Source organism: Kitasatospora sp. NPDC098652 (assembly GCF_044760155.1).
Taxonomy (GTDB): domain Bacteria; phylum Actinomycetota; class Actinomycetes; order Streptomycetales; family Streptomycetaceae; genus Kitasatospora.
Genome location: NZ_JBIWAQ010000001.1, coordinates 101,909 through 125,448 on the forward strand (window position 1 = coordinate 101,909; position 23,540 = coordinate 125,448).

22 protein-coding genes and 1 riboswitch are annotated in these 23,540 nt (G+C 74.4%); of the genes, 9 read left to right on the plus strand and 13 right to left on the minus strand.

All coding sequences use genetic code 11. The features are described 5' to 3' along the window. The first annotated feature begins 12 nt into the window (after window positions 1-12). Window positions 13-1,173 carry a serine hydrolase domain-containing protein gene (locus ACIQWA_RS00395; protein WP_402476228.1) on the plus strand — a complete coding sequence of 387 codons (1,161 nt, stop codon included), beginning with the start codon at window positions 13-15 and terminating at the stop codon, window positions 1,171-1,173. A 216-nt stretch (window positions 1,174-1,389) separates the two neighbouring features. Here ACIQWA_RS00395 and ACIQWA_RS00400 read toward each other — a convergent pair whose 3' ends face one another. From ACIQWA_RS00400 to ACIQWA_RS00410, 3 genes are all read right to left on the minus strand, one after another. Next, window positions 1,390-2,709 (minus strand): cryptochrome/photolyase family protein, encoded by a 1,320-nt coding sequence (locus ACIQWA_RS00400; RefSeq protein ID WP_402476231.1) that lies wholly within the window; start codon window positions 2,707-2,709, stop codon window positions 1,390-1,392. A gap of 79 nt (window positions 2,710-2,788) precedes the next feature. Beyond that, a complete protein-coding gene (locus ACIQWA_RS00405; protein ID WP_402476233.1) occupies window positions 2,789-4,282 on the minus strand; it encodes an SDR family oxidoreductase in 1,494 nt (497 codons plus the stop codon). Window positions 4,283-4,336: 54 nt separating this feature from the next. Next, window positions 4,337-5,305, minus strand: a complete 969-nt coding sequence (locus ACIQWA_RS00410; protein ID WP_402476235.1) for a MerR family transcriptional regulator — start codon at window positions 5,303-5,305, stop codon at window positions 4,337-4,339. A 292-nt stretch (window positions 5,306-5,597) separates the two neighbouring features. Here ACIQWA_RS00410 and ACIQWA_RS00415 point away from each other — a divergent pair, with 292 nt between their 5' ends. Next, complete coding sequence (locus tag ACIQWA_RS00415; protein ID WP_402476237.1) at window positions 5,598-5,972, plus strand: hypothetical protein; 375 nt, start codon at window positions 5,598-5,600, stop codon at window positions 5,970-5,972. A gap of 32 nt (window positions 5,973-6,004) precedes the next feature. Here the strand turns inward: ACIQWA_RS00415 and ACIQWA_RS00420 are convergent, their stop codons facing one another. Both ACIQWA_RS00420 and ACIQWA_RS00425 read right to left on the minus strand, forming a co-directional pair. Continuing rightward, window positions 6,005-6,394 (minus strand): nuclear transport factor 2 family protein, encoded by a 390-nt coding sequence (locus ACIQWA_RS00420; protein WP_402476240.1) that lies wholly within the window; start codon window positions 6,392-6,394, stop codon window positions 6,005-6,007. 82 nt (window positions 6,395-6,476) lie between these two features. Further along, window positions 6,477-7,649 (minus strand): MFS transporter, encoded by a 1,173-nt coding sequence (locus tag ACIQWA_RS00425; RefSeq protein WP_402477823.1) that lies wholly within the window; start codon window positions 7,647-7,649, stop codon window positions 6,477-6,479. Window positions 7,650-7,920: 271 nt separating this feature from the next. Between ACIQWA_RS00425 and ACIQWA_RS00430 the strand changes: the two genes are divergently transcribed. Both ACIQWA_RS00430 and ACIQWA_RS00435 read left to right on the plus strand, forming a co-directional pair. Continuing rightward, a complete protein-coding gene (locus tag ACIQWA_RS00430; RefSeq protein ID WP_402476241.1) occupies window positions 7,921-8,487 on the plus strand; it encodes a TetR/AcrR family transcriptional regulator in 567 nt (188 codons plus the stop codon). Window positions 8,488-8,520: 33 nt separating this feature from the next. Then, window positions 8,521-8,724: a hypothetical protein gene (locus ACIQWA_RS00435; protein ID WP_402476244.1), complete on the plus strand. Its 204-nt coding sequence runs from the start codon at window positions 8,521-8,523 to the stop codon at window positions 8,722-8,724. Here the strand turns inward: ACIQWA_RS00435 and ACIQWA_RS00440 are convergent. After that, window positions 8,711-10,525, minus strand: a complete 1,815-nt coding sequence (locus ACIQWA_RS00440; protein ID WP_402476247.1) for an alkaline phosphatase family protein — start codon at window positions 10,523-10,525, stop codon at window positions 8,711-8,713. The genes ACIQWA_RS00435 and ACIQWA_RS00440 overlap by 14 nt on opposite strands. Before the next feature lie 265 nt (window positions 10,526-10,790). Further along, on the minus strand, window positions 10,791-12,512 hold the full coding sequence (locus tag ACIQWA_RS00445) for a serine hydrolase (protein ID WP_402476249.1): 1,722 nt from the start codon (window positions 12,510-12,512) through the stop codon (window positions 10,791-10,793). Between the two features lie 250 nt (window positions 12,513-12,762). On the opposite strand from ACIQWA_RS00445, the gene ACIQWA_RS00450 reads away from it, so the two are divergent. After that, on the plus strand, window positions 12,763-13,899 hold the full coding sequence (locus tag ACIQWA_RS00450) for a hypothetical protein (RefSeq protein ID WP_402476252.1): 1,137 nt from the start codon (window positions 12,763-12,765) through the stop codon (window positions 13,897-13,899). Between the two features lie 72 nt (window positions 13,900-13,971). Here the strand turns inward: ACIQWA_RS00450 and ACIQWA_RS00455 are convergent, their stop codons facing one another. Then, window positions 13,972-15,015, minus strand: a complete 1,044-nt coding sequence (locus ACIQWA_RS00455; RefSeq protein ID WP_402476254.1) for a GlxA family transcriptional regulator — start codon at window positions 15,013-15,015, stop codon at window positions 13,972-13,974. A gap of 137 nt (window positions 15,016-15,152) precedes the next feature. Here ACIQWA_RS00455 and ACIQWA_RS00460 point away from each other — a divergent pair, with 137 nt between their 5' ends. Then, window positions 15,153-16,076 carry an NADP-dependent oxidoreductase gene (locus ACIQWA_RS00460; RefSeq protein WP_402476257.1) on the plus strand — a complete coding sequence of 308 codons (924 nt, stop codon included), beginning with the start codon at window positions 15,153-15,155 and terminating at the stop codon, window positions 16,074-16,076. A gap of 74 nt (window positions 16,077-16,150) precedes the next feature. Here ACIQWA_RS00460 and ACIQWA_RS00465 read toward each other — a convergent pair whose 3' ends face one another. Further along, window positions 16,151-16,510, minus strand: coding sequence for a nuclear transport factor 2 family protein (locus ACIQWA_RS00465; protein ID WP_360235931.1), 360 nt, complete (start codon window positions 16,508-16,510; stop codon window positions 16,151-16,153). A gap of 53 nt (window positions 16,511-16,563) precedes the next feature. Then, window positions 16,564-17,184 carry a TMEM175 family protein gene (locus tag ACIQWA_RS00470; protein ID WP_402476260.1) on the minus strand — a complete coding sequence of 207 codons (621 nt, stop codon included), beginning with the start codon at window positions 17,182-17,184 and terminating at the stop codon, window positions 16,564-16,566. 162 nt (window positions 17,185-17,346) lie between these two features. Between ACIQWA_RS00470 and ACIQWA_RS00475 the strand changes: the two genes are divergently transcribed. Beyond that, window positions 17,347-17,550, plus strand: a complete 204-nt coding sequence (locus ACIQWA_RS00475) for a CsbD family protein (protein ID WP_402476263.1) — start codon at window positions 17,347-17,349, stop codon at window positions 17,548-17,550. Between the two features lie 69 nt (window positions 17,551-17,619). Then, window positions 17,620-17,781: a hypothetical protein gene (locus ACIQWA_RS00480; protein WP_360235922.1), complete on the plus strand. Its 162-nt coding sequence runs from the start codon at window positions 17,620-17,622 to the stop codon at window positions 17,779-17,781. A 193-nt stretch (window positions 17,782-17,974) separates the two neighbouring features. On the opposite strand, the gene metE is transcribed toward ACIQWA_RS00480, so the two are convergent. Then, the gene (gene metE, locus ACIQWA_RS00485) at window positions 17,975-20,290 is read right to left on the minus strand and encodes a 5-methyltetrahydropteroyltriglutamate--homocysteine S-methyltransferase (RefSeq protein WP_402476267.1); all 2,316 of its coding nucleotides are present in this window, start codon (window positions 20,288-20,290) and stop codon (window positions 17,975-17,977) included. 177 nt (window positions 20,291-20,467) lie between these two features. Beyond that, window positions 20,468-20,637: riboswitch (cobalamin riboswitch) on the minus strand. 234 nt (window positions 20,638-20,871) lie between these two features. Here metE and ACIQWA_RS00490 point away from each other — a divergent pair. Further along, a complete protein-coding gene (locus ACIQWA_RS00490) occupies window positions 20,872-22,404 on the plus strand; it encodes a threonine/serine exporter ThrE family protein (RefSeq protein ID WP_402476269.1) in 1,533 nt (510 codons plus the stop codon). A 232-nt stretch (window positions 22,405-22,636) separates the two neighbouring features. On the opposite strand, the gene ACIQWA_RS00495 is transcribed toward ACIQWA_RS00490, so the two are convergent. Together ACIQWA_RS00495 and ACIQWA_RS00500 are read right to left on the minus strand one after the other, a co-directional pair. Then, window positions 22,637-23,146, minus strand: coding sequence for a hypothetical protein (locus ACIQWA_RS00495; protein WP_402476272.1), 510 nt, complete (start codon window positions 23,144-23,146; stop codon window positions 22,637-22,639). Between the two features lie 192 nt (window positions 23,147-23,338). Then, a complete protein-coding gene (locus ACIQWA_RS00500) occupies window positions 23,339-23,539 on the minus strand; it encodes a hypothetical protein (protein ID WP_402476274.1) in 201 nt (66 codons plus the stop codon). Window position 23,540: the final 1 nt, after the last annotated feature.

Below are 23,540 nucleotides of genomic sequence, written 5' to 3' on the forward strand. Positions count from 1 at the left end.
AGTGGAGTCCCGATGAACGAACACTCCCCGCAGCGCACGGCGCGCCGCCTCCGCATGGTGCGCTACGCCACCACGGCCGCCGCCGGGCTCGCCCTGACCGCCCTCACCCCGACCGCGGCCACCGCCGCACCGCGCCCGGACGTCGTCCAGCAGCGCCTCGACGCCCTGGTGCAGGAGGACGGGATGCCCGCCGCCCTCGCCACCGTCAAGGGCCGCGACGGCCGCACCCGCACCTACACCTCCGGCGTCGGCGACCTGGCCACGGGGGCCAAGGTCCCGGTCGACGGGCAGCTCCGGGCCGGCAGCAACACCAAGGCGTTCACCGCCGTCGTCGTCCTGCAACTGGTCGCCGAGGGCAAGGTCGGCCTCGACACGGACATCGACACCTACCTGCCGGGCCTCCTGCGCGGCGACGGCATCGACGGGCGGAAGATCACCGTCCGCCAGCTGCTCCAGCACACCAGCGGCCTGCCCGAGTACATGGAAGCCCCCGGGCTGACCGACTTCACCACCATCCAGTACCGCTACTTCGAGCCGCGCGAACTCCTCGACGGGGCACTGGCCCAGAAGGCGTTGTTCCCCGCCGGGACGGACTGGGCGTACAGCAACACCAACTACCTGGTGGCCGGCCTGCTGGTCCAGAAGGTCACCGGCCGCCCCTACGGCGAGGAGGTCACCAAGCGCGTCATCGACCGGATCGGCCTGCGCCACACCTACGTCCCGGCCACCGGGGAGACCGCCCTGCGCGAGCCCCACCCGCACGGCTACCTGCCGCGCACCGCTCCGGACGCCCCGCAGGTCGACTACACCGAGATGGACTCCTCGATGGCCTGGGCCGCGGGGGCGGTCGTGTCCACCAACAGCGACCTCAACACCTTCTACGGCGCGCTCCTGGCGGGCCGTCTGCTGCCGGCCGCGCAGCTCGCCCAGATGCGCACCACCGTCCCCGCCGAACTGCTGGGCCCCGGCGTCCGCTACGGCCTGGGGATCCAGAGCAGGCCGCTGACCTGCGGCGGCCTCGTCTGGGGACACGGCGGCACCGCCGCGGCCTACCGGAACCGGGGCGGCGTCACGGAGGACGGCCGTGCCGTCAGCATCACCGTCACCACCGTCCCGGACGCGCCCGCCACCAAGCACCTGACCGACGCGGTCGACGCGGCCCTCTGCCGCTGACCCCCGTCCGGGCGGACGTCCACCTCGTCCCTCCTCCCGGGAGCAGGGACGATCCGACCGCCCTGACCCACCGGGTCCGCGCGGAGCTCGACCTGCCGGCCCTGATCCGGTCGGTGCCCTGTCGGAGTCGCGGGTGGACGCCCTGCCGGCGCCGGCGCTCACCGTGGCCGTGTCCCTCACAGGGCCGTGGCTGCGGCGAAAGCAGTCCCCGCCGGTCTATTCCAGGCCCCGGGCCCGGCGCATCCGGGCCGTCAGGGTGTCGGGGGCGATGATCGGGTCCGGGTACTCGGGGGCGAGCAGCCAGGGGCGGTGCACGGCCGGTCCGGGCAGGTGGGCCAGCTCCGGCACCCAGCGCCGTACGTAGGCTCCGTCCGGGTCGTGGCGGTCGGCCTGGCGCAGCGGGTTGAGCACCCGGTTGGGCCGGGTGTCGGTGCCGGTGCCGGCCACCCACTGCCAGTTGAGCTGGTTGTTCGCGACATCGCCGTCGACCAGCAGCGAGAGGAAGTGGGCGGCGCCGATCCGCCAGTCCAGGTAGAGCGACTTGGCGAGGAAGCTCGCCGTCAGCAGCCGGGCCCGGTTGTGCATCCAGCCCTCCTCGGCGAGCTGGCGCATCCCGGCGTCGACGATCGGGTAGCCGGTGCGACCCTGCCGCCAGGCCTCGGCCTCGTGCTCGTCGTGGTGCCAGCGGTCGTCCCGGGCGCGGTAGTCGCGGTGCGCGGCGTCGGGGCGGGCGGCGAGCACCTGGTGGTGGAAGTCGCGCCAGGCCAGCTGCCGGACGAAGGCCTCCGCCCCGGGGCCGCCGCGCTGGAGGGCGCGGGTGGTCAGCTCGGTGGCCGACAGGCAGCCGAAGTGCAGGTACGGGGAGAGCCGGGAGGTGTCGTCGGCCGCCAGGTCGTCGTGGACGTCGGCGTACGCGTCGACGTCCCAGCGCCGCCACCGTTCCCGGGCCGCGGTCTCGCCGCCGCGCGGCAGCGAGGGCGAGAACGGGCCGCTGACCACGAGGTTCTCGCTGCCGATGCCGTCCGGCGTGCGGATCACCCGGGGCGCGCCCAGCACGGTGCGGTGCGGGGCCTGCTGCCAGGCGCGGTGGTACGGGGTGAAGACGGCGTAGTGGTCGCGGCCGGCCGGGGCGACCCGCCCGGGCGGCACGACCGTCACCGAGGCGTCGTGGACGTGCAGCCGGTCGCCGAACAGGGCGAGCAGCGCGGCCTCGCGCCGCCGGGCGTAGCCGCTGACCCCGGCGGCGACGTGCACCGTCCCGGCCCCGGTCTCGGCGGCGAGCCTGGCCGTCTGCTCGGCGGTCGGGCCCCGGCGGACGATCAGCCGGGAGCCGGCCCAGCGCAGCGAGGCGTCCAGGTCGGCGAGGCAGTCGGCCAGGAAGGCCAGCCGGTTGGGGGCGGCGAAGCCGGCCGCCTCGACGGCCGGGTCGAGGACGAACAGCGGCACCACCTGGTCGGCGGCGGTTCGGGCGGCGTGCAGCACGGGGTTGTCGTGCAGGCGCAGGTCCTGGGTGAACAGGGCGATCGAGACGGTCATCGGCGGGACCTCGGGGCGGGTGCGGTCGGGGTTCTCGGGGTGGGGGTTCCGGGGGTGGGGTTCCAAGGCGGTCGGCCGGTCACGCGGCGTGCCGGGCCCGTTCGGTGATGTTGCGCGCCATGGCCTCGAACACCAGGGAGTGGAACGGCGCCACCGACCACCAGTAGGCGTGACCGGCCAGTCCGTGCGGGTGGAACAGGGCGCGCTGGCGGTAGCGGGTGCCGCCGTCCCCGTCCGGGGAGACCCGCAGTTCGAGCCAGGCCAGGCCGGGCAGCCGCATCTCGGCCCGCAGTCGCAGCAGGCGGCCGGGTTCGATCTCCTCGACCCGCCAGAAGTCGAGGGCGTCGCCGACCCGCAGGTGGTCCCGGTCGCGCCGGCCGCGCCGCAGGCCGACCCCGCCGGCCAGCCGGTCGAGGGTGCCGCGCAGCGCCCAGGCGAACGGGAGGGAGTACCAGCCGTTCTCGCCGCCGAGGCCCTCGACGACCCGCCACACGGCGGCCGGGTCGGCGTCCACCCGCCGTTCCCGCAGGTCCTGGTAGAGGCTGCCGCCGGCCCAGTCGGGGTCGGTGGGCAGCGGGTCGCTGGGGGCGCCGGGCAGCGAGGCGGAGGACCACCGGGTGGTGACCCGGGCCTCGCGGATGCGGCGCAGGGCGAGTTCGAGGGCACGGTCGAGGCCGGTCAGGCCCTGCGGCGGGTCGGGGATCCAGCGGGCGATGTCGTGCTCGTGGCAGACGACTTCGTGCCGCAGTGACTCCACCAGCGGGCGGGCGAGCGGGCCCGGCACGGGGGTGACCAGGCCGACCCAGTGGCTGGACAGCGACGGCGTGAGCACCGGCACCGGCAGGATCAGCCGGGGCGGCAGGCCGGCCGCGCGGGCGTAGCGCTGCATCATCAGCCGGTAGGTCAGCACGTCCGGTCCGCCGATGTCGAAGGCCCGGTCGACCTCGGGCGGCAGCGCGGCGGCGCCGACGAGGTAGTGGAGCACGTCGCGGACGGCGATGGGCTGGATCCGGGTGCTGACCCAGCGCGGGGTGACCATGGCGGGCAGGCGCTCGGTCAGGTAGCGGAGCATCTCGAAGGAGGCGGAGCCGGAGCCGATGATGACGGCGGCCCGCAGTTCGGCGGTGGGCACCCCGGCCTCCCGCAGCACCCGACCGACCTCGGCGCGCGAGCGCAGGTGCGGGGACAGGTCGGCCTCGGGCACCCCGGCGGGCACCAGCCCGCTGAGGTAGACGATCCGGCCGACCCCGGCGCGGGCGGCCGCGCGGGCGAAGGCCCTGGCGGCGCGGCGGTCGGTGGACTCGAAGTCCGGCCCGGTGCCGAGGGAGTGGACCAGGTAGTAGGCGACTTCGATGCCGTCGAAGGCGCCGTCCAGCGTCTCCGGCCGGGTGACGTCACCGGTGGCCGTCTCCACCTCGGCGCGCCACGGCTGGTCGCGCAGCCGGCCCGGGTCGCGGGCCAGGCAGCGGACGCGGTGCCCGGCGGCGAGCAGCTCGGGGACCAGACGGCCGCCGATGTAGCCGGTGGCGCCGGTGACCAGGCAGTGCTTGCCGGTCGGGGTCGGCTCGTCCATGTCCGCTCCTTCCGTACGGTGGGGTGTTGCTGAGGAATGTGTGCTGGACTCCGGTCAGCGGAGCAGTCCCGCCAGCTGGTCGAGGGCGGTGGCGAGGTCGCGTGGTCGCAGGGTGCCCGGCGGGCGGCGGGGACCGGCCCAGCCCGGTCCGGCGACCAGCACCACCGGCTGGGTGCGCGCGCCCTGCGGGCCCCAGGCCGTACGGACCACCCGTTCGACCAGGGCCCGGTCGGCGGTGCGGGTGACCTGCGACCAGAGCAGCACGGCGGGCGGGCCGGTCCGGCGCACCGCTTCGAGCAGCGCCTCGGGCGGCAGCGCGGGCCCGAACATCCGGAACGGCAGACCGCGTTCGGCCAGCGCCGCGGCGAGCGCCTCCAGCGGGAGGGCGTGCAGTTCGGACGGCATCCCGGCGAGCAGCGCGGCCGGGCCGGGCAGCGGCTCGGTCCGGTCGGCGACCCGGCGCAGGGCGGCCGCCACGTGCCAGGACAGCAGGTGCTCCACCTCGACGTAGCGCTCGCCCTCGGCGACCCACTTGCGTCCGGCCGCCCGCAGCGCCGGGGTCATCACCTCCGTCCAGGCGAGGACGGCGCCGAGTTCGTCGACGCTACGGCGCAGGATGCGGGCCACCTCGGGGGCGTCCAGCCGGACGGCGGCCCGGGCCAGTCCCCGGCACTCGGGGCGCACGGTGCCCACCGGCAGGGTGTTGCCGCCGGAGGCCGTACCGGTACGGGCCGTCGGCCGCCCCGTCCCCGGTCCGGTCTCGGAGCCGGAGGCGGCCCCGGCCGCCAGGGCCGTCCGCGCGGCCTCGGCGGGATTGACACCCCGGGCGGTGAGCCGGCACATCTCCTCCAGGACGGCCACGTCCTCCGGCTCCCACCGGCGGTGCCGCCCGGGGGCGCGGTGGGCCGGGCCGATGCCGTAGCGGCGTTCCCAGGACCGGATGGTGGTGGGCGAGACGCCGAGCCGGCGGGCGAGGGCTCCGGTGGTCAGTCCGGCCGGGGCCGGTGCGGTCGGGGCGGTCACGGCCGCGAGCCTACGACGGGGCGCCGGGGCCCGGTCGACCGACGCGCGCGGCCGGGCCCGCCCGTCGGCGGTCCGGTCGGGTACGGCCGGTCCGGCGGGTCCGGCGGGACCGGTGGGCCGCGCGGAGGACGGCCGGTCGGTGATTTCCTGCACGTTCCGACCGTCGCGCACCCACCCGCTGCACGGGTAGTCGCACCGTTTTCGCACCGTTTTCCAGCCGTGCCGGCAGGCCTGGCGAGGGTTCCGCCGGGCCCCGGCTCGACCACCGGCTCCTTCCCCGAGCGACGGGCCGATGCAGTTCCTCGCCCAGGTCCTCCTGAACGAGCCCGACGACGGCACCGACGAACCGGTGCTCTTCCTCGAGGCCGTCGGAGCGGCGGCAGTCGCACACGAGGACGGCCCCGACTACGACACGGCCCGCGAGGCCTGGACGGCCAGGACCAGGCGTCCGCCGTCCGCCGTCCTCGGCCGGCTCGGCGGAAGCCCGGCCTGGCTCCAGGGCGACGAGACGCCCTCCTGCCCCGGGTGCGACCGCCCCATGCCGCTGGCCGTCCAGCTGGAGGAGGGGCCCGACCGCGCCACCGCCATGAACTTCGGCGGTGGCGGCCGCGCCTTCGCCTTCACCTGCGGGCCCTGCGCCCGGGCCGTCCTCCTCTGGCAGTGCTGAACCACCGGCCCGGATGGCCCGGTGCCCCAGGTTCAGCCCGTCAACTGGGCTTGGAAGATCGCGCTGTTGAAGTAGGCCCTGGCCTCCCGGATGAGGCCGGTGTCGTCCAGTTCGTAGATGTTGATGCCGGACCAGTTGACCGGCTTGCCGTCCAGTGCGACGGCGGCGCCGCGCCAGGAGACGGCGACGTGCCGGCCGACGGTGTGGGCCTCCAGCGGCGTGAGGCCGAGGAAGGGCCGGAAGTTGGGCAGCACGGAGGCGATGAACTCGTGGATCGCGGCGCGTCCGGTGATCGGCGGGGTGCCGACGGGGTCGTGGAAGACGCCGTCCTCGGCGAAGGCCGCCGCCCAGGTGTCGGCGTCGCCGTCCTGGGAGGCGCGGAAGAACTGGAGGACGGCGGCGGGCATGGCGGGGAATGTCATGGCAGGTCCCTTCGGAGGCTGGAGCGGGAAGGTCGAGGGCGTGGAAGCGGCGGTGGCGCCCTGGCGAAGGCGCGGCGGCCGTTCATTCGGCCGCGGCCGGGGGCGCTGACGGCGTGTCCGTACGGCCGGGTCCGCGCAGTCGGGCGGCGAGCGCGACCGCCGCGGCGAGGGCGATGAGGGCGCACACCCCCGGCCAGCCGTACCGGGCGTGGACCCGGATGCCCAGCCACGATCCGGCGCTGCCGCCGAGGAACGAGCAGGTCATGTAGGCGGTGTTCAACCGGCTGCGGGCCGCCGGGTTCAGGGCGAAGATCCGGGCCTGGTTGGCGACCTGGCTGCACTGCACCGCCACGTCCAGCAGCAGGAGCCCGACGACGAGCCCGGCCAGGCCGGTCGCTCCGCCCGCCGCGCCCGCGGTGAGCACGGCGGCCGCGGCGAGGGTGGCCGCGATGCACCAGCCGTTCACCCGGTCCGGGCCGTGCCGGTCGACCCAGCGGCCGGCGGCCGGGGCGCAGAACATGCTGGCCGCGCCGATCAGGGCCAGCACGCCGACCGCCTGGGTGCCCAGGCGGTAGGGCGGCCCGGTGAGCAGCAGGGCGAGCGCCGTCCAGGCGGCGCTGAACCCGGCGAAGAGGGTGGCCTGGTAGAGCGCGGAGCGGCGTAGGCCGGGCTCGGTGCGGAGCATCCGTACGGTGTCGGCGAGCAGGGCGGGGTACCGCTCGCGGGTGGCCGGCCCGGTGCTGGGCAGGGCCAGGGCGAGGACCAGCGCGAGCAGGCCGGTGAGTCCGGCTGCGACGAGGTAGGGAGCGCGCCAGCCGAGGTGGTCGCCGAGCACGCCGCCGAAGGTGCGGGCCAGCAGGATCCCGCCGATCAGGCCGCCCTGGAGGGTGCCGATCACGGCGCCGCGCCGGTAGGGTGCGACCAGGCCCGCCGCGAGGGGCAGCAGCAGTTGCGGGACGACCGTGGCCAGGCCGACCACGGCACCGGCGGCGACCAGCAGGCCGGCGGCCGGGGCGAGCCCGGCGGCCAGCAGTGCGCAGCCCGTCACGGCCAGCAGCACGCTGATCAAGGGGCGGCGGGGCAGCCGGTCGCCGAGCGGGACGAGCAGGAAGATCCCGGCGGCGTAGCCGAGTTGGGTGACGGTGGCCACGCCCGCCGCCGTGCCCGGCGCGATGCCGAACCCGTCGGCGACGAGCGGGGTGAGGGCCTGGGGGAAGTAGACGTTCGCCACGCTGACGCCGCAGGCCAGCGCCATCACCAGCGGCAGCCGCCGGCCCGGCTCGGCGGGCGGCGACGGAGCCGGCGCGGGCGCGGGCGCAGGCGCAGGCGCAGGCGGAACGGACGGCAACGGAAGTGGCGCGGGCGAGGCGGGCACTGGCGAGGCGGGCACTGGTGAGGCGGGCGCGGGCGGATCGATCCTGGGCATCACCACTCCATTCGAACGAACTAGTTGGTTCGGAAGCTCGAAGAGAGCGTCGCAGACCGTCGCGGGATCGTCAAACGAACCGGTTCGTTACCATCGCTCCATGGCCTACGACTCGACGGCAACCAAAGAGCGGATCCTTACGGCGGCGGCCGCCGAATTCGCCGCCCACGGCGTCGCCGGCGCCCGGGTGGACCGCATCGCCGCCCAGGCCCGGGCCAACAAGCGGGCGATCTACGACTACTTCGGCGACAAGGACAAGCTCTTCGCCGCCGTCCTCGAACGCCTGATGGCCGACCTCGCCGAGGCCGTCCCGCCCGGCGACGACGACCTGCCCGCCTACGCCGGGCGCCTCTTCGACTACCACCGCGCCCACCCGGAGGCGCTGCGGCTGCTCATGTGGGAGGCCCTCGAACTCGGCGACGGGCCCGTCCCCGGCGAGGCGGCCCGCACCCGCCACTACCAGGACAAGCTCCAGGCCGCCCAGGGCACCGGCGACCCCCGCACCCGCCTGTTCTTCGCCCTCGGCCTGGTCGGCTGGAGCCTGGCCATGCCCCAGCTCCGCCGCATGATCTTCGGCCCCGACCACAGCCTGGACGAGCTCCGCACCGACATCGCCCAGGCCGTCCGGGCCCTCCCCACCACCGCCGCACCGGCCGACGAGGCCTGAGGGCTGTCCCACCGTCGGCTCTACGCCCGCCGGGTGACCTTCGCGCCGGACGGTGGGGTGGCCGCCGAGGTCCGGACCGAGGACGGCGGGGCGCCGCAGCGGTGCGGGGTGCGCGGCGCCGGAGCGATCTGCAGCGGCACGGTGCTCCAGCTCGGAGGAGGAGAAGAGCGGGCGGCCCGCCCGGGCTTCCCCGGGCGGGCCCCTTCGGCCTCCGGCCCCGCCGTCAGCCGACGGTGACGGTGAACGGACCGGCCAGCACCGAGTAGCCGTCGTTGGCCAGGAGGTACGCGTCGTACCGGCCCGCGCCGCCGAGCTTGCCGCTGGCAAAGGTGAGGGCGCCGCTCTGGTTCGGGGCGTAGGACCAGGTGAGCGAGGAGCGGGAGCCCGGGGTGACGCCCGCCGGGTAGAAGCCGATCCAGTTCTTGGCACCGGCCTGGGCGGCGGTCGGCAGGGCGTAACGCAGGGTGAGGTTGCCGCCGGCGGCGACCGCGTTGAGGTCGCCGGTCAGGGTCGGGCCGGTCGCGGTGAACGGCGCGAACGCGGCGTTCAGCGGCGTCGCATAGGTGTCGTTGGCGGTCAGGCCGGGCAGCCCGAGGGCCGACTCGAAGGTCCGGCCGATGCCGTAGTGGTCGTAGTGCAGCGGGCTGCTGGTCCCGGCCGGGACGGTGCCCTGCGAGCCGACGACGACGGTGGCCACATGGTCGTAGCCCTCGTTCTGGCTCTCGTCCCAGGTCAGCACGAGCAGCGAGCGCTGCTGGGTCCAGGCCGGGGAGGACAGCACCGGGGCGAGGGTCTGCTGCAGCCAGCCGTCCTGGGCCTTGAGGCTGGTGGCGCTGCCGTTGCCGGAGGCCTCGCCGTCGTAGTAGTCGTCGGCGGCGATCCAGGAGAAGTTCGGCGTGGTGGCCGCCGACTTGAGGTCGGTGGTCAGCTGCGAGGTGTCGAACAGGTGAGCCGCGCAGCGGGCCGGGTTGCCGCTGATGTCGGTGTAGTTGATGAACGGCGCGTCGTCGGGCATGTAGTAGCTGTCGTAGGTCTTGGTGGTGTTGCAGGGCGTGCCCATGCCCTGCTCGTAGGCCTTCCAGGTCTTGCCGGCGTCCTCGATGGTGTCGCCGAGGTTGCGCTGCGGGGAGTTGATGTTGGGCCAGTAGGTGGCGCCCTTGGTGTAGGTGTCACCGCCCGCGATCGCCAGGTAGTTCTCGTCGCTGGGGTGGTAGACGCCGTGCGAGTCGGTGAGGGTGGCGCCCTGGGACATCAGGCTGTGGATGAACGGGGTGTCCGCCGGGTCGTTCATGATCTGGGTGTAGTCGGTGTTCTCCATCATGACGGTGAACACGTGGTCGTAGCCCGGGACCTTGGAGACCGGCGGGGCGATCGGCGCGGGCGCGGCGACCGGGGTGTCGAGGGTGAGCGAGAGGTTGTCCAGGTAGCCGGTCTCGTTCGTGGTGGAGAGGAACTGCACCTCGACCTGGATCGAGCGGGTCCCGGCCGGGACGGCGCCGGTGGCGCTGCGGGCGAGGAACTTGGTACCCAGGCCGCGGTCGGTCGCCGAGACGGTCGGCAGCTTGGCGGTGGCGCCGAGCGGGTTGCCGCCGGCGTCCTGGAAGTGCAGGCTGACCGCGGCGTAGCCGCCGTACGTGGTCCAACCGCCCAGCCAGCCCGCCAGGTTGTAGTGCACGCCGCCGCCGTCGATCGCGCCGGCCGCCGAGGAGACGTCGACGGTCTGGCTCATCGAGCCGTCCCCGAAGTTGCCCGGTGCGAAGAAGGCCTTGCCGGCGGTCTGCCCGTCGTTCGGCAGGCCGAAGGAGCCGACCGTGGAGCACATCACGTCGATGCCGCCGGTCTGGACGGTCCAGCCCGGGACGGTGGTGGCGGCGCTCCAGTCGTTGGTGCAGTAGCCGCCGGCCTCGGCGTCGCCGTTGACGATCAGGTTGCCGCTGCCGCTCGCGGCCCGGGCGTCGGCGGGGGCGCCGACGACCAGCGCGCCGACGAGCGGGAGGGTGGCGAGCAGTCCGCCGAAGGGGCTCCAGCGCAGTCGCATGGGGGTACCTCGTCCCGTTCCGTTGGTTGCGTGAGGGTGGGTGCCGGTGGCGGTGCACCACGGGCGGGACACAGAAGTACCGGTTCCGCGCCGCCCGGGGAAGGGCGCGCGGGCGAACACGGGCCGAACTTGGTCAGACAACTTCGCGCAGCGGGCCCGCGCACGGGGCGTCAGGCAGGAACGGGCCTCAGGAGCGGGCCTCAGGGACGGGCCTCAGGAGCAGGCCCAGGGAGCGGGCCTCAGGAACGAGCCTCACGAACGGGCCTCACGAACGCGTGAAGGTCCCGAGGCCGTCCACGTCCAGCTGCTCGACCACCAGCTTGGCGGCCCGCCCGTCGCCGCCGACCGTGAAGGTCACCCCGGACAGGCCGACGGCGTTCTCCCCCTTGCTGGCGAAGCTGAACACGTCGCCGTCGAAGTGCGTCAGCGGGTACCGCAGCCCGGCGGGCCCCACCGTCATCACCAGCCCGCCGTCCTGCTCGCTGACGGCCAGCGGCCCGTAGTAGCCGCTGCCGTACGTCCCGACGTAGGCGGAGTTCGGCTTGGCCGGGGCGGCGCCGGCCGGGGGCTTGGCGTAGTCGGTCTTCGAGACGGGGCTCGCCGCGGCGGCGGGCACCACCTTGCCGAGGAAGGACAGCCAGTCGACCGTCTCGTGACCGTTCTGGGCCAGGTCGAAGAACTCCTCGGCGATCGCCTCCGGCACGCCGGTCGGCTGGCCGTTGGTCAGCACCACGATCCCCAGCTGCTCGGAGGGCAGCAGGGTCACCGTGGTCGCCGCGCCCAGCTCGAAGCCACCGGAGTGGTTCAGCCGCAACCGTCCGTCGGCGTCGGTGTTCACGTTCCAGCCGAGGCCGTAGAAGCCCGCGGGGGCGGCCGGCGCCCTCGGCGGGCTGTTGACGTAGTGCGGGGTGCGGGTCTCGTTCAGGGCGGCCGGGTCGATCACCGCCCGGCCCTCGAACTTCCCGTCGGCGAGCTGCAACCGCATCCACCGGGCGAGGTCCTGCACGGTGGAACTCACCCCGCCGGCCGGGGATTGGGAGTCGGCGTCCTCGGTGGTGCTGACCTGCCAGCCGCCGTCCGTCTTCACGTGCGGCGCCGCCTTGTTGCCCGCGGCGTCGTAGTCGGAGCGCCGCGAGCTGGTGGAGTTCATCCCCAGCGGCTTGTAGAGGACGTCCGCCGCGAGGTCCTCCCAGGCCACCCCCTTGGCCTTGGCGACGGCCACCGCCGCCTCGGTCAGGCCGTAGTTGGTGTAGGCGTAGCTCGCCCGGAACGGGCTGAGCGGCTGGTCACGCAGGTGCTGGACGATGTAGTCGCGCTGGTAGCCGAGGTCCTCCAGCAGGTCACCGGCGTGGTCCGGCAGGCCGCTGCGGTGCGAGAACAGGTCGGCGATCGTCACGTGCTCCGTCACGTACGGGTCGGCCAGCGCGAAGCCCGGGTCGTGGGCGGTCACCGGGTCGTCCCAGGTGGCGACCTTCTGGCCGACCGCCCCGGCGACCACCGTCGAGGAGATCGGCTTGGAGACCGAGGCCAGCTGGAACACGGTGTCCGGGTCCACCTGGTCGGGCTTGCCGAGCTGCCGGACGCCGAAGCCCTTCGCGTGGATCACCTTGTCCTGGTACACCACGGCGACCGCCACCCCGGGGACGCCGGTCTTCGCCATCGCGTCCTGTACGTAGCCGTCGATCCGGCCGACGGCGGCGTTCACCTGCTGGTCCGTCAGCTGCGGCGCCGGCTGGGCGGGCGGCGCGGTGGCCGGGGCGGTGGCCGGGGCGGAGGAGGGGGACGAGGCGGAGGAGGGGGACGGCGTGGGCGCGGCCTCCGGGTCGGTGGCGGCCGCCGAGGTGCACCCGGCGAGCAGCGGGCCGCTCAGCAGCAGGGCCGCCAGCGCCGGTGCGCCCACCGCCCGGCCGGAGCCGTGGGCGGTGCGACCGGCAGTGCGGTGGGCTGCGCGGTGGGCTGCGCGGTGGGCTGCGCCGTGACGGTCCATCGGGGGTCCTCCCTCGTCCGGGCGGCGCGGCACCAGGCCCGTCGGTGCCGCCGTCCGCCGTACGGCGGGAGTGTGGACGGCGGCACGCGCCCCCGGCCGCCGCCGCGCGCTGCCCCCCACGCAATCCACCCGTCCGGCGGCAGGCCGCGGCGCAGCGCGGGGCTCCGGGCCGCCGGGGGTCTGGTCACGCGTGCCCGGGCCTGCCAAGCTCTCAGGCGCCAACTGTCCCGAACGATCAGGAGGACGACGGATGCGACTGTTCGGACCGAGACGGTCCCTGTCCCGCTGGCTCACGGCGGCGGTTCTGTTACTGGGCGCCCTGACCCTCGCGGGCGCCCCGGCCGCGCAGGCGGCCCAACCCGCCCAGCTGGCCCAGCCCGCCCGGTCCGCCCAAGCCGTGCAGGCCGCGCCGCAGGCCGACGGCACGACGACGATCTGCGGCTACACCCCGGTGCCCACCGGCTGGGTGATCGTCAGTGAGCAGTGGTCCGGGTGCAGCGGCTACGGGTTGTTCACCATCGCCGACGCCTCGGCCCTGACCTCCGTCCAGGCCTGCTCGAACGGGCCGGTGCCCAGCGGCTGGGTGATCACCGCGATGCAGAGCGGCGCCGGCACCTGCGGGAGCTACCCGCTGTACTCGCTGCTCAAGGTCACCACCCAGACCGTCCTCCAGGACTGCGGGCAGTCCCCGATCCCGCCGGGCTGGGTGATCACCGCCATCCAGACCGTCTCCCCGGCCTGCGGCACCTACAGCACGTACACCCTCGTCCCGCTGGGCGACCGGACCAGCGTCCAGGCCTGCGGCAACTGGCCCGTTCCCAGCGGGTGGGTGATCACCGCGACCCAGAACGGCGCCGGGTGCGGCAACTACCCGCTGTACTCCCTGTTGAAGGTCACCACCCAGACCACCCTCCAGGACTGCGGACAGTCCGCCCTCCCCAGCGGCTGGGTGATCACCGCCATCCAGACCAACTCCGCGGCCTGCGGCACCTACGGGACGTACACCATCGTCCAGTTGTCGAACCAGAGCAGCATCCAGGCCTGTGGGAACTCGCCCGTTCCCACCGGGTGGGTGATCACCGCGATGCAGAACGGCGCCGGGTGCGGCAACTACCCGCTGTACTCCCTGTTGAAGGTCACCACCCAGACCACCCTCCAGGACTGCGCGCAGTCAGCCGTCCCGGCGGGCTGGGTGATCACCGCGATCCAGAGCAACTCCTCGCTCTGCGGCAGCTACGGGACGTACACCATCGTCAAGGTCACCGACCAGACCAGCATGCAGGTCTGCGGGCCGTCCACCATCCCGGCCGGCTGGGTCGTCAGCAGGCAGGGCTCCGGCGCCCAGTGCGGCGTCTACGTCGTCTACACCATCACCAAGTCGGCCTGATCCTGGCGCAGTTCGGCCTCCCGGCTGCCCCGACCGCCCCCGCCCCCGGCCGGACGGGGCCGGCCCGGGCGGTCACCTGAGCGCGGCCACCCGGTCGTCCGTGCCGAAGGTGCGGCGGTAGGAGGCGGGTGAGATGCCGAAGGCCGCCCGCATGTGGGCGCGCAGGGAGTTCGCGGTGCCGAAGCCCGCCCGGTGGGCGACCAGGTCGATGGACAGGTCCGTGGTCTCCAGGAGCTGTTTGGCCAGTTCGAGCCGCTGGGCGGTGAGCCACTGGACCGGGGTCATGCCGACCTCGTCGCGGAAGCGCCGGGTGAAGGAGCGCAGGCTCATCCGGGCGTGCTCGGCGAGCCTGGTGAGGGGCAGCGGTTCGTGGAGGTGGGCGAGCGCCCAGGCCCGGGTGGCGGTGGTGCCCGCGATGGTGGGGTCGGGGACGGGACGGTCGATGTACTGGGCCTGCCCGCCGTCCCGCCAGGGCGGCACGACGCACATCCGGGCGACCCGGTTGGCGGTGGCCGCGCCGTGGTCGCGGCGGATCAGGTGCAGGCAGAGGTCGACGCCCGCGGCCACCCCGGCGGAGGTGAGCACATCGCCGTCGTCGACGAAGAGCACCTCCTCGTCGACCTTGACCGCGGGGTAGGCCCGGCGGAACTCGGGGGCGAGGTTCCAGTGGGTGGTGGCCGGCCGGCCGTCGAGCAGTCCGGCCGCGGCGAGCACGTAGGAGCCCGAGCAGATCGACACCAGCCGGGTGCCGGGGCGGATGCGGGCGACGGCCGCGGTGACCTCGGGCGGCAGCGGGCCGCCGCCGGCCAGCTCGGGCATCGCATGGGTGGGCGGGATGACCACGGTGTCCGCCGCGGCCAGGGCCTCGGGGCCGGCGGCCGGCTGCACGGTGAAACCCGCGTCGCTGAGGACGGCGGCCCCGTCGGCGGTGCAGACCGTGACCTCGTAGAGTCGGCGACCCTCGGCGTCCTCCGCGCTGCCGAACACCCGGGACGGGATGCCCAGCTCGAACGGCGGGACCCCGGGCAGGGCCAGCACCGCGACCCGGTGCGGATCGGGCGCCATCGGCGCCGGGTTCGAGCAGTTCCGCGGTGCCTCCGGCCGGATCCTTGCCATGGCCAGATCCTGTCACATAGTGGCCGGACGGCCAACCCCGCGCCGGCTCCGGACACGGGATGGTTGACCTCGTTGCGCCGGGCAGACCCGGCGGTGGAACGGATCGACCGGATCCGACGAGAGCAAGGCGTACGGACATGCGTGCAGTCGTGGTGGAGCAGTGGGGCGGCCCGGAGCAGCTGGTGGAGCGGGAGCTGGCGCGGCCCGAGCCCGGGATGAACGAGGTCCTGGTGAAGGTGCACGCGGCCGGGGTGAACCCGGTGGACTGGAAGACCAGGGCCAGCGGGGCGCTCATCGAGTGGGGCGAGGTGCCGGTGGTCGGCTGGGACGTCTCCGGCACGGTGGAGGCCGTCGGCCCCGGGGTGAGCAACCACCGCCCCGGCGACGAGGTCTACGGGATGCCGCTGTTCCCGCGCCAGGCGGGCGGGTACGCCGAGTACGTCGTCGCCCCGGCCCGGCACCTCGTTCCGAAGCCGGCCGGACTGACGCACGTGGAGGCGGCGGCGCTGCCGCTGGCCGGGCTGACCGCCTGGCAGGCCCTGGTCGACGCCGCCGACGTGCGTCCCGGCGAGCGGGTGCTGGTGCACGCGGCGGCCGGTGGCGTCGGCCACCTGGCGGTCCAGATCGCGAAGGCGCGCGGCGCGTACGTCATCGGCACGGCCAGCGCGGGCAAGCACGACCTGCTGCGCGAACTGGGTGCGGACGAGGTGGTCGACTACCGTGCGGTCCGCTTCGAGGAGGCCGTGTCCGAGGTGGACGTGGTGCTCGACGGGCTCGGCGGCGAGACCGCCGAGCGTTCCCTGCAGGTGCTGCGTCCCGGCGGCCGGCTGATCACCCTGCCCGGCCCGGGCGACGTCCCGGCGGCGCGGGACGGCGTCAGCGCGAGCTGGGTCCTGGTCGAGCCCGACCACCTGGGCCTGCGCGAGCTCACCGCCCTGGCCGAGCGGGGCGCGCTGCGGCCCGTGGTCGAGGCCGTCCTCCCGCTCGACCAGGCGGCGAAGGCCCATGAGCTCGGCGAGCAGGGCCGCACCACCGGCAAGATCGTCCTGACCGTCGTCTGACGGCCCTCGGCCTCGGCGGCTTCGTGGCGGACGGCCTCCAGGCCGGTCTCGGCGCCAGGCAGGCCGGTCGAGCGCTACGCCTCCGGCCCGTACGCGCCGAGGCCCTGGCAGACCAGGCCGTCGCGGAAGGTGAGCACCTCCGCGACGGCCCGGCCGCGCTCGTTGCGGTAGTTGATGACGAGGGTGTCCACGGAGGCCCGGACGTCCTCGACGGTGAAGTGCAGGTCGGGCAGGTGCTGGAGGCCCTTCGACCAGTAGACGCGCAGGGCCTCCTTGCCGCGCACCTCGCCGGACGGGTCGCCGATCAGCTCGACGATCCGGGGCGAGGCGAAGACGACGTCCTCGGTGAAGTGGGCGAGGATGCGCTCCAGGTCGTGGGAGTTCCAGGCGGCGGCCCAGTCCTGGGCGAAGCGGGTGGCGAAGTCGTGGTCCATGGCCCGGAGGCTACGACAACCGGCCCTCCCCCGCCCGCCGTTCCGCGATTCGGTCACGCCCCCTGGGCCAGCAGCGGCACCCGTACCTGGTTGAACCCGTAGTAGACGGCCAGCAGTCCGTGGACGGCGAGGGCCGCCGGGGCGGAGAGAAAGGCCAGCGCGACGGTGAGCGGGTAGACCACCAGCCCCAGTTCGAACCGCCACCGGGCCGCCCGGGCGGCCGGCACGTCCACCCGCTCGTCGAAGCACCGGCCGGTGCGCGTGACGTGGTTCCAGAAGGCGGAGAACAGCGCCGACTGGCCGACCATCACCGCGCCGTACACGGCCGCCGCGACGTTCGCCGCCGAGCCGTTGCGCAGGTTCTGCGCGACCACGGCGGTCGGGAACGGCAGCACCGAGATCAGCATGAGCAGCAGCAGGTTGAGGAACATCAGGGTGCGGTCGACCCGCGCGAGGTGGACGAACAGGGTGTGGTGGTTCACCCAGACCACGCCGATCACCAGGAAACTCACCACGTACGCGAAGTACGACGGCCACTGCGCCCCGAGCGCCCGCCACAGCTCCGCCGCCCCGTGCGCCTGAGGGATCTTGATCTCCAGCACCAGCAGGGTGATCGCGATCGCGAACACCCCGTCGCTGAACGCCTCGATCCGGCCCGTGTCCCTGGTCTCCACCGGCAGAGCATCTCAGCCGGGCGGCCGCACCGCGCCGCGCAACGCGCCAGGACACCGATCCGCCCCGGTGCATGGAAGGGCGATTACGGGGCAAACGCAGACGAACAGGCGGTGGCACCACGCCACCGACGGACGACGGACCACGGACCACGGGAGGACCGCATGGGCAGCCTGTCGAACAAGGCGCAGGAACTGGCCGGGAAGGCCAAGGAGAAGGCCGGGGACGCGATCGGCGACCAGAAGCTCAAGGGCGAGGGCCAGGCCGATCAGGTCGAGTCGAAGGTCAAGCAGGCCGCGGACGACGTCAAGGACGCCGCGCGCGGCGCCGCCGACCGGGTCGAGGGCGCCCTCGGGCGCGACCGCTGACGGCGGCACCCGACGGCGGACACGAGCCTGACAGGCGGACACGAAGAGACGAAGGGGAAGGGGAACGACATGGCACTGCTCCTGTTCATCCTGCTCATCGCGGTGGTGTTCGGCTTCGTGGGTGTCCTGGTGAAGGGGCTGCTGTGGCTGCTCCTGATCGGGATCGTCCTCTTCGTGGGCGGCCTGGTGTTCGGCGGCCTGCGACTCGGCAGCCGCCGGGCCGGGAGGTAGCACGGGCCGACCGGGGCGAGGCCGGGACCGGGGCCGGGACCGGGGCCGGGGCCAGGGTCGACCGGTCGGCCCCGGCCCGCCGCCGCCGCCGGAAGTCCTGACCCTGAATCACCGACCCCAGGCGCGACACCGCCCCCGCGCGGGGGCGGGCCCGGCAGTCGTGCGCCGGGCCCGCCCCCCCGAACTCTCGTGGTCAGCCCGTGAGTTCGGCCCGCAGGCGGCGGGCGGCGCCGACCAGGCTCTCCAGCGAGGCGCGGGTCTCGGGCCAGCCGCGGGTCTTGAGGCCGCAGTCGGGGTTGACCCAGAGCCGCTCGGCCGGGATCGCCGCGAGACCGGCCCGGAGCAGCTCGACGGCCTCCTCGGTGCTCGGCACGCGCGGGGAGTGGATGTCCCAGACGCCCGGGCCGACCTCGCGCGGGTACCCGGCGGCGGCCAGCTCCCCGGCGACCTCCATGTGCGAGCGGGCGGCCTCCAGGGAGATGACGTCGGCGTCGAGGTCGTCGATCGCGGTCATGATCGCGCCGAACTCGGCGTAGCACATGTGGGTGTGCACCTGGGTGTCGGCGCGCACGCCCGAGGTGGCCAGCCGGAAGGCCTCGGTGGCCCAGTCCAGGTAGGCCGGGCGGCCGGCGGCGCGCAGCGGCAGGGTCTCGCGCAGGGCCGGTTCGTCGACCTGGACGACGGCGGCGCCGGCCGCCTCCAGGTCGGTGACCTCGTCGCGCAGGGCGAGGGCGACCTGCCGGGCGGTCTCGGCGAGCGGCTGGTCGTCGCGGACGAAGGACCAGGCGAGCATGGTGACCGGGCCGGTCAGCATGCCCTTGACCGGACGGTCGGTCAGGTCCTGGGCGTAGCGGAACCAGTCGACCGTCATCGGGTGCGGGCGGGAGATGTCCCCGGCCAGCACCGGCGGCCGGACGTAGCGGGTGCCGTAGGACTGCACCCAGCCGTGCCGGGTGGCCAGGTAGCCGGTGAGCTGCTCGGCGAAGTACTGGACCATGTCGTTGCGCTCGGGCTCGCCGTGCACCAGGACGTCCAGCCCGGCCTTCTCCTGGTAGGCGATGACCTCGCGGACCTCCGCCGCCATCCGCTCCCGGTACGCGGCGGCGTCGATCCGCCCGGCGGTCAGGTCGGCGCGGGCGACGCGCAGTTCGGTGGTCTGCGGGAAGGAGCCGATGGTGGTGGTCGGCAGCAGCGGCAGTGCGAGCCGGGCCCGCTGGGCCTCGGCCCGTACGGGGTAGGGCTGGGCGCGCCGGGCGTCGCCCGGGGTGACGGCCGCGGTGCGGGCGCGGACGGCCGGGTCCCGGGTGATCGGCGAGGTGGCGCGGGAGGCCAGGTCGGCGCGGTTGGCGGCGAGTTCGGCGGTGATCGCGCCGGTGCCCTCGCGCAGGGCGCGGGCCAGCAGGGCGGCCTCGGTGGCCTTCTGCTTGGCGAAGGCCAGCCAGCGGGCGATCTGCGGGTCGATGTCGCGTTCGAGGGTGGCGTCGATCGGCACGTGCAGCAGCGAGCAGGACGGCGCGACGTCGACCCGGTCGGCGAGCCCGAGCAGGGTGGCCAGGGTGGCCAGCGAAGCGCCCAGGTCGTTGATCCAGATGTTGCGCCCGTCGATCACCCCGGCGACCAGGCGCTTGCCGGGCAGCCCGCCGACGGCGGCGAGGTCCTCCAGGTTGGCGGCGGCCGGCCCGGTGAAGTCCAGCGCCAGGCCCTCCACCGGGGCCTTGGCCAGCACCGCCAGGGCGTCGCCGAGGCGGTCGAAGTAGCTCGCCACCAGCAGCTTCGGCCGGTCGGTCCGCGCGCCCAGCTCACGGTAGGCCCGGGCGGCCGCGTTCAGCTCGGCCGGGGTCCGGTCCTGGACGAGCGCGGGCTCGTCCAACTGCACCCACTGCGCGCCCGCGGCCCGGAGTGCCGTGAGCAGCTCCTCGTAGACGGGCAGCAGCCGGTCCAGCAGGGTGATCGGCTGGAAGTCGGGGGCCACCCCGGGCGCCGGCTTGGCGAGCAGCAGGTAAGTGACCGGCCCGACCAGCACCGGACGGGCGTCATGGCCGAGCGCGAGGGCCTCCTCGAACTCGGCCACGGCCTTGGCCGGGTTCGCGGCGAAGGCGGTGTCCGGTCCCAACTCCGGGACGAGGTAGTGGTAGTTGGTGTCGAACCATTTGGTCATCTCCAGCGGAGCGACGTCCTGGTTGCCGCGCGCCATGGCGAAGTAGCCGTCCAGCGGGTCGGCGTCGACCGCCTCCCGGTGCCGCGGCGGGATCGCGCCGACCGCCACGGTGGTGTCCAGCACGTGGTCGTAGAGCGAGAAGTCGCCGGTCGGGACCTCCTCGATGCCGGAGTCGGCGAGCTGCTGCCAGTTCCCCCGGCGCAGGTCGGCGGCGGTGGCCAGCAGTGCCTCGGCGGTGACGGCGCCCTTCCAGTAGCCCTCGATCGCCTTCTTCAACTCCCGGCCCCGGCCCTGCCGGGGGTAGCCGTGGGCGGTGGCGAGGGTCGCCGCGGCTGCGGACTTCGTGGTCAAGGGACTCTCCTTCGCGAGTCTGATTCCTCAAGTGCCCGGCGACGGGGGCGAGGACGCGAAGGGACGACAGACCGGGCGACCGCCCGCACACGGGTACGGCTCCGCCTGGTGTGGTCGCCGACCCGCCCTCGAGGTCACCGGATGGCCGGGCGCGAACGGTCGCGCCCGGGCAGTGGCAGGTCTTCGGACTCGCGGGCCCGCCCGTCCTCGTCGAGGACCGGCACCTACTGGCCGTCGCTTCCCAGACCCGACCCGGGCCCAGTGCGTATGACGGCGGTCGTTCCCACTCACCGCTGCGGGGCAGTCCCGGACTGGCCTGTTGAAAGGCGTCACCGGGTTCCCTCTTACGACGCCCCGCCTGGCGGACGGGGCGAACCAGCTGCACCTGTCACCCTACGTCCGGCCCGCCGGTTTCCGGCCGGAGAACCGCGCAATCGTCCGCATGATGAGACGGCGCCGGCCGCCGAGCGGGGCGCGCGGATCATTCCGCACTCCGGGTGCGACGTTCACGAAGTGGTGACGATGGGTAGTCGAAGGAGTGCCGAGAGCAGCCGAGTTGGGGGGTGGTCCAGGGAGCGACGATGCGGGAACACGAGGAGAGCGGTGCGCGGGCCGGGACGGCCGGGCCGGACGGTTCGCGGGTGCCGTCGCAGGGCGGACCGGGCGCGGCCGAGGAGGCCGATCCCGGCTCCGGAAGACCGCCCCGGGCGGTGGGTGGCGCGGTCCGCTGGCCGGAGCAGATGCTGCCGCTGCTGCGTTCCCCGAACTCCGCCCACCCGGCGGCCGGGCACGGCGAGGAGGAGGACGAGGGTGCGGCCGAGCCGGGGCCCGCCGCGGTCGCCGCCGTGCTCGGACTGGCGCTGCTGGTGGGCGAGTTGATGCTGATCTGTGGCGAGGGCGCCGAGGACGTCGAGGCGGCGATGCTCGCCGTGGCGCGCACCTACCGGGTCCGCCCCTGCGACCCCCAGGTCGCCTTCACCCGGGTCGCGATCTCCTACCGGCCCGGCCACGGCGACCCGCCGGTGACGGCCGAACGCTTCGTCCGCCGCCCCACCGGGGACTACTCCGGGCTGGCCGCGCTGTTCCGGCTGGTCACCGAGATCACCGCGGGCGGTCTCGCCGTGGACGACGCCCACCGGCGGCTGCGCGCCGTGCGCCGGCACTGCCGCCACTACCCGGCCTGGGTCCTGGTCCTCTCCTCCGGCCTGCTGGCCGGCGCCGCCACCCTGCTGGTCGGCGGCCGGGCCGACGCCCGGGCCTGGCTGGTGTTCGTGAGCGCCGTGGTCACCACGGTGGTGGGCGGCGTGCTGGCCGACCGGGTCGAACGGCACGACCTGCCGGAGTTCTACCGGATCGCGGCGGCCGCGACCCCGGCCGCGGTGGTCGGCATCCTGATGTCCTTCAACCAGCTGCAGCTGCGCGGCTCGGTGGTGATCACCGGCGGACTGTACGCGCTGCTGCCCGGCTGGCCGATGGTCGCGGCCGTGCAGGACGGCCTCGCGGGCTTCTACCTCACCGCCGCCGCACGGCTGTTGGAGGTGCTGTACCTACTGGCGGGCGTGGTCGTCGGGGTGATGACCGTGCTCTACATCGGGGTCAACAACGGCGCGGACCTGGCGGCCGAGAGCGGCCCGGCCGCCACCTCCAACCCGCCGCTGCAACTCGCGGCCGCCGTCCTGCTCGCGCTGACCTTCGCGGTGCTGCTCAACACCGAGCCGACCACCCTGCCGGCCGTCCTGGTCAACAGCGCGGCGGGCTGGACCACGTACTCCGTGCTGGCCGACGCCGGCACGGAGCCGATCGTGGCCACCGGCCTGGCCGCCGTCCTGGTCGGCCTGTCCGGCCAGCTGATGGCCCGTTACCGGGGCGGCTCGGTGCTGCCGTACGTCACCGCGGCCCTGGGGTCGCTGCTGCCCGGGTCGCTGCTGTACTTCGGGCTGCTCGCCTTCGTCCGCGGCGAACCGGAGGCCGGCCTCGGCCGCCTCGGGCACGCCACCGCCACGGCGTTGTCCCTGGCCATCGGCGTCAACCTGGGCCGGGAGGCGGCCCGGCTGTTCCTCCCGGCGCGGCCGTCCGCCCCGGCCGTCCGGCACCGGGGCCGCCACCGGCGCTGAGGCACCTCGCCGGGCCGGCGCCAGCCGCTTCGCGGGCCGCCGTGCAGGCCGCACAGAGTGAGTTGATCATTCACCGGTACCTGGACACCCTTGGCTGATCACGGAGGGACCGGACCTGTCGGCGGCCGGGTGCGGGCCGGCAGGCAGCCGGCCCGGGCAGCCGGCCCGTGCCGCTGCGGCCGCAGCCGACCACCCTGGTCGGCCGGAGTTCACCGCCGCCACCGGGGCACCGTCAACGGCGCGCGCCGGGACCGGCGCCGAGGCGGCCGAGCATCGCCATCACCATGATCCGCATCTGCTTGTCGTTCGTCACCGCGCAGTGGGCGTCGACACCCCGCTCGTCCGGTTCCTCGTTCGGGTCGACCAGGCCCAGCCGGATCAGGTCGACGGCGTACTCCCGGCACTGGGCGTAGCTCTCGGTGGCACTCACCGCCTCGACGTGGTCGATCCGGGTCGGATCCCCGGCGCGCAGCAGCGCCGGGGTCGGTACCGGCCCCAGCACCTCCTCGAGCCACTCCGAGACCGTCTCCCGGGAACTGCCCCGCTCCAGCTCCGAAGCGGACGCGGCGGTGAGTGCCAGGTGGACGAGGAGCAACCCGAACCATCTGGCGACCTCGGCCGGAGGAGTGTCCCCACCATCCGGCGGCATCACGGCCCGGTACAGCCCGGCCAGATCATCGGTACTCGCGGCGGCGATGACGGCCTTCACGGCGCTGCCGAGCGCAGCCTCGTCGGTGCTCACGTCAGTGGTCCTCCCCACAATCGGCAGCCGCCAACTTACCGCCTCCACCGGGGAATCGGCACGACTCGACGATCGTTCACCCCCGGGCCGGACACACGTGCGAGGAGGGGCGGAAGCGAGGCCGGGAGCCGCAGTCACATCCCCGACGTCCTGGCGCTGACCCGGTCGGGTTGATGGCTGATGGCTGGTCACCTACTGCAGCCACTCGGTGTACCACGTGCGAAAGCAGGGGCTCACTGGGACGAAGCCGCCCCAGTCCGGGTCGATCTGCCAGACCTCGCCCTCTCGTGGGCCGTTCAAGACCAGCCTGAGGTAGCTGCCGCAGCCCTCTTCGGCCAGCATGAGCGTGCCCCCGGTCAGCTCACCGGTCGATGCGCCGATCCGGCCGCGCACA